Raw genomic sequence first — 18,118 nt, forward strand, 5'->3', positions numbered from 1 at the left:
GTCGTAAGTCGTTCAGTTAAGCACTTGAGATGCTCTACAACAGTGGCGAATTGCGCCGATGTAAGATTTCGGTAAGCGGCTAGGTGGATGCTGTGTCGCGATAATTGATGGTTGTTGACGAACTTCCAACAACCGCCAATTATCGGGGACGAATTCAAGACTCGCACAGGTTTTGGCGAGGCTTGAATTCGAGGACTGAGACCGCTCTTTGGCTCAGACCGGCCCCACAGCTGGAACCTAGCCGCTGACCGGAATCGACAGTTCAAGCAAGTCACGGCACTTCATAAACTAAACACACAAATGACAGCAAATAGCGCCGTTGATTCCCCAAATTCAGGGGCAATCAACGACGCTATTTCAACGACCGAAGTCATTGTATTCTTAAATGCTTATTTTGCTTCGTAATCTTCAAACTCAGCTGAAGCCGTTTCTGGGAAGTTATCCCGAACGATCTTGGCACAGCGCGCACAGAAGTGTGGGTAAGCTGAATCGCTACCAACATCTTCACGGGTCATCCGACAACGATCACAAACGTCACCGTCAGCAGCAGCAACTTGAACAGCCACACCGTCATCAAAGTTTTCAGCTTCGGCTGGGGCGTCTGCTAAAGCAGCCACCGTTAAGCCAGAAACCATCAAAACCTGTTCGACGTTAGTTGCCAAGCTATCTAGCAATTGGGCGTGCTTGTCATCCAAGTACAACGCAACCTTAGCATCGGCAGCCTTCCCAATCAATTTTTGATCCCGGGCTTCTTCTAAGGCCTTCAAAACATCGCTTCGAACGGCCATGAAGTTATCCCAGTTAGCAACCAAGGCATCTTCGCCATCAAAGGTTACTGCCGTTGGCATTTCGGCCAATTGAACGAAATCTTCTGGTTCCTTGAAGAATGGCCACATTTCTTCAGCCGTATGTGGCAAGATTGGGGTCATCAACTTCGTCAAGCCAACGCCGATTTGGTAGAGAACGGTTTGCATTGACCGACGTGAAGCACTGTCTTGCGCGTCAATGTAAAGGATATCCTTAGCAAAATCAAGGTAGAAGGCTGACAAATCAGTAATGACAAAGTTCATCAATTCCTTGTAGATGTCCAAGAAATCGTACTTGTCGTAGTTGGCCTTTACGTCAGCCACTAACTGATTGAACTTCGCCAACATGTACTTATCAGCTGAAGCCAATTGATCCGTTGCAACGGCATCCGTTGCAGGATCAAAGTCGCTCGTGTTCGCCAAGATGTAACGCATCGTGTTCCGGATCTTCTTGTAAGAATCCGAAATCTTGACGAAGGCGTCAACTGACACCCGAACATCGGCACTACTATCAACTGAAGCCACCCAAAGACGGACGATTTCAGCCCCCATCTTATCAATGATTTCAGATGGTGCGATCGTGTTGCCCAACGACTTGCTCATCTTGTGACCTTCGTGATCCAAGGTGAAGCCTTGTGACAGGATGCTCTTGTACGGTGCGTGACCTGAAACCGCAACACTGGTGATCAAACTTGAGTTGAACCAGCCACGGTATTGGTCAGACCCTTCAAGGTACATGTCAGCTGGGTAATCGAGTTCTGGCCGTTCAACCAAGACACCTTGATGTGACGATCCTGAATCGAACCAAACATCCATGATGTCGTTTTCCTTCGTAAACTTACCGTTTGGTGAGTGTTCTGAAGTAAAGCCTTCTGGCAAGAGGTCCTTTGGTTCGCGATCGAACCAAACGTCTGAGCCGTATTTTTCGAATAATTGAGCCACGTGTTCGATGGTTTCTGGGGTGATAATGGCTTCTCCATCTTCACCGTAGAAGATTGGGAGTGGTACGCCCCAAACCCGTTGACGTGAAATGACCCAGTCACCACGGTCACGAATCATGTTGTACAACCGCTTCTTACCCCAATCTGGGTAGAAGGTCACGTCATCAATTGACTTCAAAATTTCGTCACGGATCTTATCCACTGACGCGAACCACTGTGGCGTTGCCCGGAAGATAACCGGCTTCTTAGTCCGCCAGTCAAATGGGTAACTGTGTTCGTATGGCATGTAATCCAGCAATAATCCGGCTGCTTTCAGCTTGTCCAATGAGATTTGGTTGGCATCTTCATAGAAGACCCCTTCAAAATCGTCACCGGCTTCACTAGTCATGTAGCCCTTATCATCAACTGGCACGAGAATGTCCAAGTCGTACTGCTTCCCAACCCGGAAGTCATCTTCACCAAAACCAGGAGCGGTATGAACCAACCCAGTCCCGGCATCAAGCGTAACGAAGTCGCCCATCATTGTGACCAACTTGCGTTCTGGATAGAATGGGTGTTGGCATAAGACGCGGTCAAGTTCTTGACCCTTAACCGTCTTCAACGTTTGAACGTCTTCCCAACCGAACTTCTCAGCACAGTCAGCCAACAATTCAGTTGCCACAACAAACTTTCGGTCTTCGCCCTTAGGCTGAACAACCGAGTAGTCAAAGGTGGCATCAAGGGTGATCCCTTCGGAAGCTGGAATCGTCCATGGGGTCGTCGTCCAAACCACCATGTATGTATTGCCGTTTTCCAATACGCCCTTACCGTCAACAACTTGTTCGCCGTAGAAAGCAGATGGTGACGTTACGTCATGGTATTCAACTTCAGCTTCAGCCAAAGCTGATTCTGATGACCATGACCAAAAGACAGGCTTCTTACCTTTGAAAATCAAGCCACGTTTAGCAAATGCACCAAAGACCCGAACTTCTTGTGCTTCAAATTCTGGCTTCAAAGTCAGGTATGGGTTATCCCAATCACCAGCAACCCCTAAGCGCTTGAATCCCTTACGTTGACGATCAACTTGTTCCAACGCGTACTTACGACAAAGTTGACGGAATTCAGTGGTACTCATCTTCTTACGGTCGTAGCCTTGTTGGGTCAACTTTTGTTCGATTGGTAACCCGTGAGTATCCCAACCAGGAACGTAAGGTGCCCGGAAACCGTTCATTGACTTGTAACGCACGATAAAGTCCTTTGAAACCTTGTTCAAGGCATGGCCCATGTGAATGTCACCATTCGCGTATGGAGGACCATCGTGTAAAATAAACGATGGTTTGCCTTCATTTAATTTTTGTCTCAGTTGGTACACATGGTTATCTTCCCACGCCTTTTGACGTTCAACTTCCTTGACTGGAAGATTACCACGCATTTTAAACTTAGTTTTGCCTAAGTTAAGCGTATCCTTAACCCGCATGTGGGGTCCCTCCTTTTAATAATGGGTTAGTGCACAAAAAAAGACTTCATCCAAAGGGACGAAATCTTCGTGGTACCACCCAAATTTAGAAAACTAGTTTCTCTTATCTTAACCGTTAACGGGGTTGGACCGGCCTGACTTACTTATCAGTCAGACAACTAGAAGATGATCTATCACGTGACAGTGGCTACCGGACTTTCACCTCACACCGGCTCTCTGAAGCATCTCACGCGACTTGCTGTTCTCCATCGTCGTTTAAATTAATGAGCAGTTTTCTCCTCATCGTCTGGGAAAATGACCACCGTCTCAGTACTCTGATCGTGGTTGGGATCAACTGGTTGATCCGCATCATAAATCTCATCCGCAGGTTCTTCTGCTTGTGAAGTCGAGTTTACGCCATCTTCCTCGTCATTGTCAAGGCTACCTGCCGCAATTACCTGTTGAATTTCGTCATAGGATGACGTGCCGTCGTCCTTTAACAGGTTATTCCAGTTGTCACTCTTGATTTCTTCCAACTGACTTTCAAGCATGACTTGAAGTCGTTGCCGAAAGACGCGAGTGCTCTTCTTCAAATCATCGGTTTCAACGGCTAAGGTCTGAGCCCGTTTTGAGGCCTCTTGAATCAGCTGGTTGGCTTTTTCAGTCGCTTCGCTGACAATGTCATTTGCCTGCTTTTGGGCCTCACGGTTGATAATTTCAGCCTCTTTTTGTGAGTTTGACCGAACCTTATCGGCTGCTTCTTGGGCCACAATGATCGACTGGTTCAACGAATCCTTTAAATCGTTAAAGTACTTGAGTTTTTCGTTTGCAGAAGATAACTGTTCCGTCAAACTCTTGTTTTGATCCAATGTGATCTGGTAGTCTTTAATGATTTGTTCCAAGAAGTCGTTTACTTCGTCAATATTATAACCACGCAACTTACTTGAAAATTCCTTGTTATGAATATCTAATGGGCTCAGTACCATAGAGCTCCCTCCCCGTTTGAGTTACTTGTGCAATACCGCTAGTGTCACCTTAAGCTTATCTTTTTTGGTCACACCATCCACGCTAGTCAACCGAACGCGGCCAAAACCACGAACCGAAATCACGTCTTCGTGCGCCAGTTGATAATCTGGTCGTTCAAACGGATTCCAGTTTAGCTGAATCCGCCCCGCTTCAATCAACTGTTTAGCGTGGTGTCGTGATAAGTGAAATCCCGTTGCGACCACGTTATCCAACCGTGCAGATGACAAGGTCGTTGATTCTTCTTCCCAGGCATTGAGTGGTATCAGATGCGCCGATAAATCCAGTTCATTCAACCGCACCTTAATCTTACCCATTCGATCGACTTGAGAAGCAATATAGCGACTCATCTCGTTGGTCGTGTAGACCTGCCAAGCTTGACCGTCAGTAATAATATCCCCTAATACTTCACGATCGATTCCAGCCGCCAACATTGACCCTAAAATCTGCCCGTGATGTAACTCAGTAAATTTCGTTGGGTAATCGATGTCAAACAAATTAAGCTCAAAATCAGCTTCACCGATCTCAAAGTAGGCCGGATAAATCAATCCCCGTTGCATTTCAGCGCCGGGATAACCACCATTGAGCCCTAATTTCAGCTCATCGTCACGGTTAACCAACGTTTCTAAAATGTACTGTTGCCTGGGATTCAAGAAATGGGTCAAAATCGGTCGGTATTCATCACTAGCCTGTTGAATCCAACCAGTGGCACTTTCAACAAACGGTGCTTCTTCTCTACGAAAATGCTGCGCAACGGTATCAGCCAACGTCCAAATCCTCCTACATCGATCCTAGTACCAGCCAAGAAGCCGAAACAGTAACTCCTCAACGTAGTACAGGCCACTTCGAATAATGCCAAGCACAAAGATGGCGACAACTGGTTGAAAGCCCAGCATCCCAACGTGTGCAAAATTAAACCAACTTTGAAACGGTTCAACGATTCGACCTAAAAACCGGCCAAAACCGGTTTGATAAGCCCCTGGAAACCAACTCATTAAGGCATACACAATAATTGCTAGCATGTAAAGCCCAATGAGTTTTCCTAATCCAGTAAAGATTAAAGCGACAATTGATGCCAAAGACTCACTCCTTATTTAAACGTTTCGTTAATACTGGCTGAAAGATCACCTGAAATTTCAAAGTTATGTGGGGTACACAGAAAAATTGGGTTCCCAATGCGTTCAATGTCCCCGTCGATTGCGTAAACGGTCCCCGTTAAAAAATCAACGATTCGCCGAGCAGTCGCATCATCAATTCGCGAAAAGTTAACGATCACGGCTTGATTTGCCAACAACTGGCTCGCAATTTCTTGAACGTCCGAATACAATCGGGGTTCGTACAACGAAATCTTGTTCACCCCAGGTCGCGGTGCATTAATGGACACCACTTTATTATCATGCCGTGGTCGTTTTGCAACGACCGACTGCGGTTCAGTTGGTTCCTGCGAAGGTTCGACCTGTTGCTCATCAGTCTCATAGTCATCATCAATTCCAAAGAAACGGCTCATACTAAACTTGCCCATCGGTGACGTCCTCCCTTCAAAATTTCGTGGTTTGCCAGCGAATAACTAATCGTTCTTACGACGGTGCTTGAAAAATGGTGGTGTGTCTAACCCAGTATCATCAGAGCTTGGTGCATCAGTATCATCGTTGTTGAACACGCTAAACTTTGGCTTAGCAACGCCGTCAAATTCACTGGCTGCTGGGCGCCGGTTTTGCGTATCATTTTGTGATTGGTTAGCTTGGCTGGCGCCAAAGCTACTAAATTGGTCAGAATCTAATCCGGCACCACGGTCGTCATGGTTCACCATGTGGCCGTTAGTGGTGTCGTTACTTGATAAGTGACGTGCACTTCTTGAGGCGTTTTCGGCTTCGCGCTTACGTTGGTCGATCCCGGTTGCAATTACCGTTACACGAACTTCATCGCCGAGGTTTTCGTCAATTGACGTCCCGAAGATGATGTTCACATCGCTGGTTGCAGCCTGTGACACGATTTCAGACGCAGCTTGGGCTTCAAACAAGGACAAGTCTGGACCACCGGTAATGTTTAATAACACTTGTTCAGCACCATCAATTGACACTTCCAACAGTGGCGATGAAATGGCCTTCTTGGTGGCGTCTTCCGTCCGGTTTTCGCCGTTGGCAGAGCCAATTCCCATCAAAGCAGAGCCTTGATCTTGCATAACCGTCTTCACGTCCGCAAAGTCCAAGTTCACGTAGCCAGGACTGGTAATTAAATCAGAGATCCCTTGAACCCCTTGACGAAGCACGTTGTCGGCTTCTTGGAAGGCTTCCATCATTGGGGTCTTCTTGTCGACGATTTCAAGTAAGCGGTTGTTAGCAATCACGATCAACGTATCAACGTTGGCCTTCATTGCGGCAACCCCTTCAGCAGCGTATTTGCCACGCTTAGGGCCTTCAAACGTAAATGGGCGAGTAACAACCCCAACGGTTAAGGCACCCTGTTCCTTGGCAATTTTAGCCACAACTGGGGCCGCACCGTTCCCGGTACCACCGCCCATGCCGGCAGTAACAAAGACCATATCAGCACCATCAAGGGCTTGGCTGATTTGTTCTTCACTTTCTTGAGCGGCCTTTGACCCAATCTCTGGGTTTGACCCTGCACCAAGTCCACGAGTTAATTTCGGTCCTAATTGAATCTTAGTTTCAGCTTGTGAGGCCTCTAAGGCTTGCACGTCCGTGTTCGCAACGATAAACTCAACGCCCTTAACATCTTCCGTGATCATCCGGTTAACCGCGTTGCCACCGCCACCGCCGACACCAATCACTTTAATGTTGGCGCCACGATTTTGTGTCGAATCTAACGAAAATTCCATTTCAAATCCCTCCAGTAATCTAATTAATCAAAGAAATCTCTAAAGAATTTCCTGATTCCTTGGCCGCGCTTCTTCGGCTGTTTTGCTCGTGTATCGGTTGATGCAGGTGTTGATGGTGTCTCGGTCGTTGCCGTTGGTGCGACTGACTGAGCGGTCGTTTGTTGTGCTTGTGCTTGCCGAACTAACTGTTGATTACCAGTTAATGCGGATTGAACCAACAAGGCCACTTCACTCATCTGGCCCCGGTAGTTGACCAGCGACAAGGCTTGGGTGAACGATGGGTGTCGCAACCCCATTTGGTCTGGGATCGTAACCCGCACAGCGGTATCAAACTCGGCTTTAACCAAATCCGTGATACCAGGTAACGCTGCTACCCCACCAGTCAGTACGATCCCACCTGGTAATGATAACGCGTTTGTTGCTGACAACTGTGTCTTTAGCTTACCGAAAATCTGTAAGAGCCGGGCTTCGATAATTTCAGCCAGATACTTTTCTGAAATTTCGGTTGGCCGACTTTGACCAACAACGTCAACCGGAAATTGATCGTCTTCGGAGGCTCGACTTGAATCTGCATAACCGTAGTTACGCTTCAACTTCTCGGCGTTTTCAATCGAGGTGTTCAACACGACTGAAATATCCTTGGTGATGTAATCGCCACCCTCAGGATCAACCTCAGCGTACTTCAACCGGTGATCATGAATCACCGCTGCCGTCGACTGACCACCGCCAAGATCGAGTAACACCGTCCCGAAGTCCTGTTCACCATCACTCAAGACGCTCAGGCCCTGAGCAATTGGACTGACCACTGCAAGCTGAGGGTTTAACCCCGCCTGTTCAACCGCTTTTTTGGTGTTATGTACGATTGTTTTAGGTCCTGTAAACAACATCCCGTTCATTTCCAACCGAACCCCCACCATTGAGCGGGGATCCTTAATGCCGTCAAACCCGTCCACGATAAATTCATCGGGAACGAGGTTAATGATTTCGCGTTCCGGCGGCAAGTTTTGAATAATGGCCGCCGCCGCGACATCTCGAACATCTTGGTCGGTAATTTCCCGGGCCTGATCACCAATGGCAACCAGCCCACTAACGGGTTCAATTTTTAACATATTCGCCGAGATACCCACAATAACATCGTGGATCTGAATACTTGCTTTTTCTTCAGCCGCCTTCACCGCACGCTTGATCGCTTCACTCGCTTTATCAATATCCACGATAACGCCACGACTCAGACCATCTGAACGCTCATTGCCAAAACCTAACACATTGAGCTGTCCCTTCAAATACTCTGCCACGATTACTTTTATTGAGGTTGTCCCGATATCAAGTCCTACATACATACCTGAAGTATCCATTTGCAGGAGCCTCCTCTTAATTTCGACTTTTAATGTGTGATCCGTGAAAATAGTCTTAGTTTACTATTCAGTTTACCACAAACCCATACCCCGAAAAAAGTGCAGAGTGTGGAAAAAAAGCAGTTATCTCGCGCAATACCGCCGATTTTTACTGAATATCCCGTTTTAGATTGAAACCGTTCCCTTTTCTGAAAATGTCGTCGGTCAATTTAGGCTTAAATTTCCCTAAATAGACCCGACCTCATTGTCAAAATCAAGAACGGTTCTCACTAAAATGCATACGAGTACGCCCCAACTTCTAAGTTAACCACGCCACTCGTTTTCATCTTCGCTGCAATACTTGGATAATACGCCATCTTCGTCGCAAAAGTCGACAAACTTGCATAAACTTCGTTCCCGTCGTTCATAAACAAGTGGATGCGTTCCGGGTTAGCCTTGGACGGCTTAAACTGAATTTCCGAAATACCCGATTTGATCTTCTGCGGTAACTTCGCATACTGTTTGATCATGGCGGCTAATTTAGTTTGCGAGTTGAACTTATCGTAAACCGGATAGCTCCCCGTTGGTTGCGTTTGGCGCTCATTGGTCACCACACCACTTTCAAGGGCAACTCGGTAGTAGCCATTAGCTGGCACGTACCCGGCTGTTCGATATTCGCTGACGTGAATGGTCAATACGTTCATGTGCGTGATCGACAAGCGAATCTGTTTAATTCGCGCGTTCTTAGCAACCACGCGTTTGGCAATGGCCTTTTCTCGCCCACGAACTTTATAAATCGAATTTCCCCGCTTGATTCCCGTCATCGCACTCAACTGGTTCACCGATAACGCTTGATTACCAGTGACTTTAATCGTTGAGATGTGACTGATTGGCGTTGCAAAGTACAGTGCAACCACCAACACAACGGTAAAAAGACCAATCACGATTCCCATCCGTTGGGCCAGCCGCCGGTGCTTTTGCCGGAGCAATTGCGGTAACTTTTTGCCAATTCGAGTCTGCCGGTGCTTTTTCTTAGCCGCTGCCTGTCGGTGACGCTCCTGATCTTGATACTTTTCCCAGGGGGTAACGGCAACCTTTTGCTGTGATTTTCGTCGATCGAGGTTAAATTTCATCCCACAACCTCCTAATGTGTCGCAACAACGTCCCGTAATAAGTCCAACATTTCAGTTGCAGCATGGGGCTTGCCCATCCGCTTAGCTGCTGCCGCCATCGCTTGGCGTTTTGCATCATCCGTCATTAACTCATCGATAGCTTTCAACAAGGTCTCACTCGTCAGGTCACTTTCTTTGACCATCACAGCAGCTTGTTGGCTGACTAAACTCATCGCATTTTTCGTTTGATGATCCGCCGTCACGTACGGACTTGGAATCAAGATTGATGGAACACCCAGTGCCGTTAGTTCAGCTAACGTTGTTGCGCCAGAGCGCCCGACGACTGCAGCGACCTTTGGCAACACTTCTGGCATGTTATTGACATAAGCTTGAATCGAAATATTATCCGCCGATTCAAGTCCAGCAACTTTCGCCATCACATCGTCATAGCGCTTAGGACCAGTCACAAACACGACCTGGTACTGACGTTGAGCCAGTTGTGGTAACGCCGCAACCATCACCTGGTTGAGCTTAAGTGCACCCTGACTCCCACCAACGACCATCAACGTGGGAATGCCGTCCTTAAGGCCAAAACTCGTCAGGCTAAAGTGGCTCTCAACGTTCGCAACTTCTTGCGCCCGCGGATTTCCCGTCATCACCACTTTTTCAGTTGGAAACTGAGCACGAGCGGCTTCAAAATTGATGGCGATACGATCAACGTACCGACTGAGGAATTTGTTCGTCATTCCCACCACGCTGTTTTGCTCGTGGATCACCGTTGGAATGTGTTGCTTAGCTGCCGCGTAGAGCACGGCTCCAGACACATAACCACCGGTTCCCAACACAACGTCTGGTTTAAACTCGCGCACTAGTTTCTTCGCTTGATGCACACTCTTCAAAAACAAGTACAGCGTCTTAAAGTTTTCTAACGATAATGACCGCTTAAACCCTTGAATCGTCATGGCTTCAAAGGGAATCCCCAGATCGGGCACAATTTTACTTTCAATTCCGCGATGCGATCCCACGTACAAGACTTCGGCATCGGGATCTTGACGCTTAAGTTCGTTGATCACGGCTAGCGCTGGGTAGATGTGGCCCCCAGTACCGCCTCCTGATACCATTAACCGCATTACAGCTCCTCCTTTTGACCAGTGACTTTTTCAACAGCTTGAATAAACTTGTCACCCCGGATTTCAAAGTTCGGGTATTGATCCCAACTTGCATTAGCTGGTGACAATAACACGATATCTCCCGGTGCACTAAGCTTGTAAGCAACGGGCACGGCAGTTTCAGCGTTTTCGCTAAATTCAATTGTTGGGACGCCAGCCTGTTCCGCGGCGTCCTTTAAGAGGTCTTTAGTTTCACCAAATAACACAACGGCCTTCACGTGGTCCTTGAGGTAAGGCACTAACCGTTCGAACGTGTACCCGCGATCCAAACCACCTGCCAACAAAATAACCGGTTTGTTAAAGCCCTTCAACGCCATTTCAGTTGCTTCGATATCGGTCGCTTTAGAATCGTTGTAAAATTCACGGCCCTCACTCGTTAACACGTACTGGGTCCGGTGACGAACGCCACTAAAGGTCGTCAAAACATGCTTGATGGCGTCGTTTGATTTTCCTTGAATCTTGGCAACCGCGATGGCTGCCAACGCGTTTTCAACGTTGTGCTCTCCAGGAACTTTGATCTCACTCGCCGCCATAATGGCATCTTCTTGATAGTATAGGATGCCATCTTGTTCGTAGGCCCCAGCCTTAGAAACCGCCGTCCGTGAAAATGGCACGATTTGGGCGTGACTTTGTTGGCTTAATAACACTAATTCAGGTGAATCAAAGTTCACCACGAAGTAGTCGTCAGCCGTTTGGTTAGCCGTGATGCGCATCTTGGCTGCCACGTAGTTTTCACGAGTTTTATGGTAATCCAAGTGGTTTGAGAAAATGTTCGTTAAAACAGCGATGTGGGGATGAAAATCAGTCGTTCCCAACAACATAAAGCTTGAAATTTCCATCACTAACGTATCATCGGCCGTTAACGTTGGTACCACGGAACTGGCAGGAATACCGATGTTGCCCGCGTAAGCACTCTTACCCGCTACGCGTTCTTGATTCATCATTTTATTGATCATCGTGGTCGTGGTAGTTTTACCGTTACTCCCAGTCACTGCAATCAATTCGGCTTCTGAAACTTCACTGGCGATTTCCACCTCGGCAATGATTGGTAAGTTTTGATCAACAGCTGCTTTGATCAACGGCACATCGTACGGAATTCCGGGATTTTTAACCATCAAGTCAAACCCTTGATCCAGTTGATCTGGCGTTTGCTTGCCAAGTAAGAGCTGGTATCCGCCCTCGTCAGCTAACTGCTGTGCTTCGGGGTTATTCGCTAAGGGTTGTTGGTCACTGACCGTTACCTCAGCGCCCAATTGTTTGAGTAACCGCGCTGCGTTTAACCCACTCTTGGCTAAACCAACCACGATAACCCGCTTGTTTTGATACGTTTTGATTTGTTTCATGAAATTCCGCCACCTATAAAGTTTTTAAGTTTACCACATTGCCCAGATTCCAGTTAACGCAGTGATCAAGCCGACTGCCCAGAACGTTAAATCGATCCGCCATTCACTCCAGCCCTTCATTTCGAAGTGGTGGTGAATAGGCGACATCAAGAAGATGCGCTTCCCAGTGAGTTTGAACGAAAGCACTTGTAGCATCACACTGAGCGTTTCAATGACAAAGATCAACCCGATCCAAATCAACGAAAGTTCGTGGTGCAAGAGAATCGAAACGGTTGCTAACGCCCCACCAAGTGCCAAAGAACCCATATCACCCATAAAGATCTTAGCTGGTTTATGGTTGTAAATCAGGAAGGCTAACAAGCCACCGACAACGGCGATACAAAACATCGCAACATCGAGTTGCTTTTGGTGCCAGGCCACGATTGCGTAAGCCGCAAACGAGATCGACCCTAAACCAGCAACTAACCCATCTAAGCCATCCGTTAAATTAACGGCGTTTGAGAACCCAACTAACCAAAAGACAATGAAGAGCACGTAAACGTACCCTAAGTTTAAGTCAGGCAGACCTGGTAATGCTAATGACAGGGGCAGGTTTTCGTGCAAGTAAACCAAGAAGAACACGACAGCACCCACGATTTGACCCAGTAATTTTTGCCAAGCCTTTAGCCCTTCATTTTGACGCCGGAACAATTTGATTGAATCGTCCCACATTCCCAGCAGTCCGTAGACGATCAGGATGAACAATAGAATCATCGAGGCCGGTGTTAATAGTCCCGTAATGGCCCCACTGACCAAGGTCGCCACGATAATGGCGAGAATAAACATCAACCCGCCCATCGTTGGGGTCCCCGACTTCTTTTCGTGCCAAGTCGGTCCTTCTTCTCGAATCATCTGGCCTTCATGCTTGGCCCGAAAATACCGAATCAGTGCCGGCATACACACCGCCGTCACGATAAAACTAATCAAAACTGCTAACACTAAACTCATCTGCTTCTCCTCTTATACCCAAATTGGTTATTTAACACTTAATTTAACGGTTAACTGGTTGGTGCCGGTTAGTGATTTACCAGCCGCAATACTTTGCGACTTCACGTAGCCACTGCCGCTCGCAGTGACCTTTAATCCCAACAGCTCACCCAATCGCAACACATCGCTCTTAGACCAACCACTGAGATCTGGCATCGAGCGTGTGCCACTCGTCATCAAAATGACCCGTTGTTTGGCCATCACGACTTGACCGGCAGTTGGTGATTGTTCAAGCACCCGGGTTCCCGTCCCGACAGTTGTCACCCGGTAGCCCTGAGCCGTTAACTCACTCTTAGCCACCTTCACTGACCGGTTAACGTACGACAGCATCTTAGTTGACGCCGTTGCGTTAGCAGAACTGTCCTCTTGAAGCGCCCGTTTCATGACTGGCTTAAACACATCTGCCAACAGTTGCGTTGCCGTTTCAGTTCCAGGCAACGTTGGCTGTTTCATCGTAATGTACATAATGTACTTCGGGTTATCAGCTGGTGCCATCGCGGCAACCGAGTACAGGTAACTATTATCCCCAGATAGATAGCCTGACTTACCATCGCTCACCTGAGCCGTCCCGGTCTTAGCCGCGATTTTAACACCCTTAATTTTGTAATCCGAGCCGATACCATAACTCTTATACACAACGTCTTCCATGTGCTTGCGAACCGCTTTAGCTGTGGCTGAAGAAACCGGTTGGCCAATGACCTTTTTACCATATGATTTGACCGTCTTCCCGGTGTTCGGGTCGACGATTTTACTGATCAAGTATGGTTTTAGCATTTTACCATTGTTCCCGATTGCTGACAAAGCCTGCATCATCTGCATCGCAGTCACTTGGATCCCTTGGCCAAATGCCGTGTCGGCTTGCTCGATCGTATGCGTAAACTGCATACTGCCGGCCTGCTCGCCAGTTAACCCAAAATGAGTTGATTGCAGGAACTTAAAGCGTTTGATGTACTTCTTCCAGGTTTTAGCACCCATTTGCTGTTCCAAATGTGCCATGGCAACGTTACTTGAAAGTGCAAATCCTTTATTGTAGGTGATGGTTCCCCAACCACTTGTGTTCCAGTCAGGTACGACCCGATCACCAATTTGATAACGACCAGAAGCATAGGTTGCATTCCCGTTATAGTTGCCACTATCAATTGAAGCCGCCATTGTGAAAATCTTCATGGTTGAGCCAGGTTCATATTGGTCTTGTAACAGGGTGTTACGCCAGATTTGACTTAGGCCCTTCCCAGTTTGCGGGTTAAAGGTTGGTCGCTGAGTAGCCGCTACAATGGCGCCCGTTTTGGCATTCATTAACACCGCATTCATCGATTTGGCATTGGTTTTTCCTTCCAAATTAGACATTTCCGTTTCCAGCAAGGTCTGCAATCTCGAATCAAGTGTGGTATAAACATTATCGCCGTTTTTGGGCTTTCGATCCTTTTGCGTTGAGCCTGGAATCTGATAGCCATTATTATCTTGTTTAATCTTTTTGAACCCATCAGTGCCCTTTAACAGGGAATTATAGGTACTTTCGATGCCCATTGCCCCCACTAACTGACCCTTAGCGGTCGTTGTCGTATTACCAATCAAGTGCGATGCAAAGATGCCGTTCGGATATAGTCGAGCTCGCTGTTGCACAAAGTTTAACCCGGTTAAATGGGCCTTTTGAAGCTTCGCCTTCGTTGAAAGTGAAATGTTTTGCCCCGCCGCCCCGAACTCAACTTGAAAGGTGTTTTGCTTGTCAGGCGTTAAATAAGCCAGCGCCTTTTTGCGACTGATTGGGAGATATTTAGCCAAAATTCGCGCGGTTCGTTGCTTGTGCGTGACGTACAACGGTTCACCTGCTAAACTCTTCTGGCGTTTGTCTAACACTGCGTATAGTGAATAGGTACTCGTATCCTCCGCAATCGGTTCGTTTGACGCGTCATAGATGGTGCCCCGCTGAGCCTTTAACGTCTGAGTTGCCGTATACAACCGTTGCGCTTGGGCGCTCAGATTAACGTTATCGATATTTTTACCAATTGAAATATAAGAAAAACGAGCAATGAATAGCACAAGCACGATCGTGAATAACATCAGAAGTGTCCTTCCAAAAACCCTTCGGTTACGACGTGCTTGTTGACTAGTCACCGTTCGTTTAGGTGATTGTTTCATTTATTCACATTCCTTATTTTACCGTTCGAAAGTGACATGCCATTCTTTTTTGCAATTTGTTCTAAGCGGGTACGATTCAGAAGTTCATTAATTTGTTGCCGATGGTTGGTGTTTTGATTTTGGGTCGTCGTGATCTTTGTGTTGATATCTTGCAACTGTTGTTGCGCAGTTGAGACCCCTATCTGTAAACTCACCAACCAAACACATAGCCCCAGTACGACCAAACCACAAGTTGTCAGTAGACACTTTTCAAACTTAGAGAGTGCCAGCCGACGCGGCCGAGTCGCAATTTGCGGCGCTGTTTGAGTATGTAGCGGTTTTTGAGGTAACTCCTGCAACGGTTCATGTTGGACAGCTTGCCTCGCCAAATTATTCTGAGCCATAACGTCATCATCCTATTCCTTAATCAATATCCTTGTGCGTTTACTTTTTCTCGATCACTCGTAACTTGGCACTGTGCGCCCGATGATTTTCAGCTAACTCTTCTTCGTTAGGTAAAATCGGCTTTCGAGTCACGAGTTTAAAGTCCGGTTGTAGTTCTGCGGGCACAACTGGTAATCCAGCTGGTAACTCCGGTAAACTACTCTGTTCCTTAAACATTGTTTTTACCAAGCGATCTTCTAAAGATTGAAAAGTGATCACGCTGATCCGTCCCCCCGGATTTAACAGCGTTAACGCTTGTTCCAGTGAATCTTCTAATGCTGACAATTCGTCATTAACTGCGATCCGAATTGCCTGAAAAACCTTCTTTGCGGGATGGCCCCCATGCCGTCTCGCTGCTGCCGGAATACCGTCCTTAATGACCTCAACTAATTGTTCGGTCGTTTCGATCGGTGCAACTTGGCGTTGGCTCTCAATTTTACGCGCGATCTGCTTTGAGAACTTTTCCTCACCGTACCGGTAAAGGATGCGAACGAGATCCTGGTACGACCAGTCGTTGACGACTTCCCTAGCTGTCAACGATGCCGTTTGATCCATTCGCATGTCTAGCGGTGCATCGTAACGGTAACTGAAACCACGTTGCGCATCATCGAACTGAGGTGATGACACCCCTAAGTCGTAAACGATGCCGTCAACACCAGTCACGCCCCGAGCAGCTAATTCCGACTTGATTGCTCGGAAATTGGCGTGAATTAACACCAACCGTTGATCTGCAATTGCGTCAGCGCGCTGCTCGGTGTTGTAATCGATGGCCGTTTGGTCTTGATCAAAGGCGTACAATCGACCGGTAGTTAACCGCTTCAAAATTTCACCCGTATGACCACCGCCACCAAGCGTGCAATCAACGTAGATCCCGTCAGGCTTAATTTGAAGAGCCTCAACGGCCTCATTTAATAACACTGTCAGATGGTGGAACGTTGCCATAGTCTTCTCCTCTGCTTCTCATCCAAAGATTGTCTAAAGTTCGAAATCAATTAAATTCTCGGCAATTTCATCAAAATTGCCTTCCGCTTGCTCAGCAAAGGCCTGCCAACGGTCAAGACTCCAGATCTCAAACCGTTCGGAGACCCCAACGATCACACACGCTTTCTCTAATCCCGCGTGGGTGATCAGGGGCTGGGGCAGATTAACCCGCCCCTGCTTGTCAAGTTCGCATTCCGTTGCCGCCGAATAGAAAAAACGAACAAAAGCTCGCGCATCCCGTTTGTTCAACGGTAACGTCGCTAGTTTTTTCTGAACGACCTGCCACTGTGACATGGGATAACCAAACAAACAGCCATCCATGCCACGCGTGATCACAAAGTTCGTCCCTAACTGCTCACGAAACTTTGCGGGAATAATCAACCGGCCTTTGGGATCGATCGTATGCTCAAACTCTCCCATGAACATCGCGATCGCCTCCTAATTTAAGCCAATTTACCTAAAGTTTACCACACGCCCCCACTTTCTACCACATCTCACCAAGTATTTATTCAAAAGATTTAAAAAAAACCGACCAAAACGAGTTTGGCCGGATAATTACCCACTTGTAAGCGGGTTCAAAATGATTAAATTGTCTATCTCAGGAAGCTGCTCACAAGTGTCACAATGTACATGACCAAGAGCAAGAACGCACTGATGCGCCAGTAGAATAATAAGAACCGATTCCAAAGCAATTCTCCCTTGGATAACCCCCATGCGAGGGTCAAAACGATTGATATCAACATCCAAATCACAATCACGGTCGCAAACCAAGGATCATCCCACCGGTGTGCTAACAGCCACATGAACCAAAGGCACAACACTGGTAGCAGATCAAAGTAACGGACTCGTTTTAAAAATTTAAAGGGTGGTAACCGTCGAAGGAGGCGAAATACAATCAGTAAGACCCCCAATACTACCACTTGAATAATCGGATTAGACAACCGACTCACGCCTCTCAATCAAAATAGTTTCTCTATTGTACGGAATTCATTAATCAGGTTCAAGCGCAGAACGTTTACATGCCGACAACCGCCCAGTTGCAAGTCTGTCAAATTCAGACTAGTTCCACTTTACCTTAAGTTTTAATTTTTTATAAATTCACTATTAACTCAATAAAAAAGCGCCCAACACCTGCTGCTAAGCAACGGTAATGCGCGCAATGTCGTTTGACTTCATAACTGATCTCGGTTTTAGAATAGTCCTAATGACCCAACAGCCGACGCTACAAGCGAGCCCACGGTCACAATGATCATTAACCAAACGAACACCATCGTGATCTTTTGGAAAGTCGACTTCTTTTTCTTTTGCATAGTTTGCACCACTTTTCAAAGTTTTACTTGAAACAGTTTAACGTGAACCGCGAATTAAGTCAATAAAGAGCCAGTAATTGTTCTTGGCTTTAACATATGCTTACGTTTGTGTCCAGCGTAAGCATTCTTCTGTTTAGTTTGTGAAGTGCGGTGATTTGCTTGGACTGTCGATTCCGGTCAGCGGCTAGGTTCCTGCTGTGGGGCCGGTCTGAGCCAAAGGGCGGTCTCAAACCTCGAAGT

17 protein-coding genes are annotated in these 18,118 nt (G+C 47.2%); all 17 read right to left on the reverse strand.

Annotated elements, in window-relative coordinates; translation table 11 throughout:
* Positions 1-389: 389 nt before the first annotated feature.
* Positions 390-3,203, reverse strand: coding sequence for an isoleucine--tRNA ligase (gene ileS / locus ACYVR3_RS14515; RefSeq protein ID WP_461244810.1), 2,814 nt, complete (start codon positions 3,201-3,203; stop codon positions 390-392).
* Between the two features lie 260 nt (positions 3,204-3,463).
* Positions 3,464-4,168 (reverse strand): DivIVA domain-containing protein, encoded by a 705-nt coding sequence (locus tag ACYVR3_RS14520; protein WP_054736861.1) that lies wholly within the window; start codon positions 4,166-4,168, stop codon positions 3,464-3,466.
* Between the two features lie 21 nt (positions 4,169-4,189).
* Positions 4,190-4,972: a YlmH family RNA-binding protein gene (locus ACYVR3_RS14525; protein WP_461244811.1), complete on the reverse strand. Its 783-nt coding sequence runs from the start codon at positions 4,970-4,972 to the stop codon at positions 4,190-4,192.
* 24 nt (positions 4,973-4,996) lie between these two features.
* Positions 4,997-5,227: a YggT family protein gene (locus tag ACYVR3_RS14530; protein WP_057151695.1), complete on the reverse strand. Its 231-nt coding sequence runs from the start codon at positions 5,225-5,227 to the stop codon at positions 4,997-4,999.
* A gap of 68 nt (positions 5,228-5,295) precedes the next feature.
* Positions 5,296-5,727 carry a cell division protein SepF gene (locus ACYVR3_RS14535; RefSeq protein ID WP_054736863.1) on the reverse strand — a complete coding sequence of 144 codons (432 nt, stop codon included), beginning with the start codon at positions 5,725-5,727 and terminating at the stop codon, positions 5,296-5,298.
* 45 nt (positions 5,728-5,772) lie between these two features.
* Positions 5,773-7,041, reverse strand: coding sequence for a cell division protein FtsZ (gene ftsZ, locus ACYVR3_RS14540; protein WP_054736864.1), 1,269 nt, complete (start codon positions 7,039-7,041; stop codon positions 5,773-5,775).
* 23 nt (positions 7,042-7,064) lie between these two features.
* Positions 7,065-8,396, reverse strand: a complete 1,332-nt coding sequence (gene ftsA, locus ACYVR3_RS14545; RefSeq protein ID WP_461244812.1) for a cell division protein FtsA — start codon at positions 8,394-8,396, stop codon at positions 7,065-7,067.
* A 269-nt stretch (positions 8,397-8,665) separates the two neighbouring features.
* Positions 8,666-9,508, reverse strand: a complete 843-nt coding sequence (locus ACYVR3_RS14550) for a cell division protein FtsQ/DivIB (protein WP_461244813.1) — start codon at positions 9,506-9,508, stop codon at positions 8,666-8,668.
* An 11-nt stretch (positions 9,509-9,519) separates the two neighbouring features.
* Positions 9,520-10,617: an undecaprenyldiphospho-muramoylpentapeptide beta-N-acetylglucosaminyltransferase gene (murG, locus tag ACYVR3_RS14555; protein ID WP_461244814.1), complete on the reverse strand. Its 1,098-nt coding sequence runs from the start codon at positions 10,615-10,617 to the stop codon at positions 9,520-9,522.
* Positions 10,617-11,999: a UDP-N-acetylmuramoyl-L-alanine--D-glutamate ligase gene (gene murD / locus ACYVR3_RS14560; RefSeq protein WP_461244815.1), complete on the reverse strand. Its 1,383-nt coding sequence runs from the start codon at positions 11,997-11,999 to the stop codon at positions 10,617-10,619. The genes murG and murD overlap by 1 nt, the downstream gene beginning before the upstream one ends.
* A gap of 30 nt (positions 12,000-12,029) precedes the next feature.
* On the reverse strand, positions 12,030-12,986 hold the full coding sequence (gene mraY, locus ACYVR3_RS14565) for a phospho-N-acetylmuramoyl-pentapeptide-transferase (RefSeq protein ID WP_461244816.1): 957 nt from the start codon (positions 12,984-12,986) through the stop codon (positions 12,030-12,032).
* A 27-nt stretch (positions 12,987-13,013) separates the two neighbouring features.
* Positions 13,014-15,164, reverse strand: a complete 2,151-nt coding sequence (locus ACYVR3_RS14570; protein ID WP_461244817.1) for a penicillin-binding transpeptidase domain-containing protein — start codon at positions 15,162-15,164, stop codon at positions 13,014-13,016.
* Positions 15,161-15,547, reverse strand: coding sequence for a cell division protein FtsL (gene ftsL, locus ACYVR3_RS14575; protein WP_054736869.1), 387 nt, complete (start codon positions 15,545-15,547; stop codon positions 15,161-15,163). The genes ACYVR3_RS14570 and ftsL overlap by 4 nt, the downstream gene beginning before the upstream one ends.
* Positions 15,548-15,587: 40 nt before the next feature.
* Positions 15,588-16,529: a 16S rRNA (cytosine(1402)-N(4))-methyltransferase RsmH gene (gene rsmH, locus ACYVR3_RS14580; protein ID WP_461244818.1), complete on the reverse strand. Its 942-nt coding sequence runs from the start codon at positions 16,527-16,529 to the stop codon at positions 15,588-15,590.
* 33 nt (positions 16,530-16,562) lie between these two features.
* A complete protein-coding gene (gene mraZ, locus ACYVR3_RS14585; RefSeq protein WP_054736871.1) occupies positions 16,563-16,994 on the reverse strand; it encodes a division/cell wall cluster transcriptional repressor MraZ in 432 nt (143 codons plus the stop codon).
* 167 nt (positions 16,995-17,161) lie between these two features.
* Entirely contained in the window at positions 17,162-17,509 is a 348-nt protein-coding gene (locus tag ACYVR3_RS14590; protein WP_461244819.1) for a hypothetical protein, read from the reverse strand.
* A gap of 249 nt (positions 17,510-17,758) precedes the next feature.
* Positions 17,759-17,878, reverse strand: a complete 120-nt coding sequence (locus ACYVR3_RS14595) for a DUF4044 domain-containing protein (protein ID WP_082405108.1) — start codon at positions 17,876-17,878, stop codon at positions 17,759-17,761.
* Positions 17,879-18,118 lie beyond the last annotated feature (240 nt).

Source organism: Secundilactobacillus muriivasis (assembly GCF_054785195.1).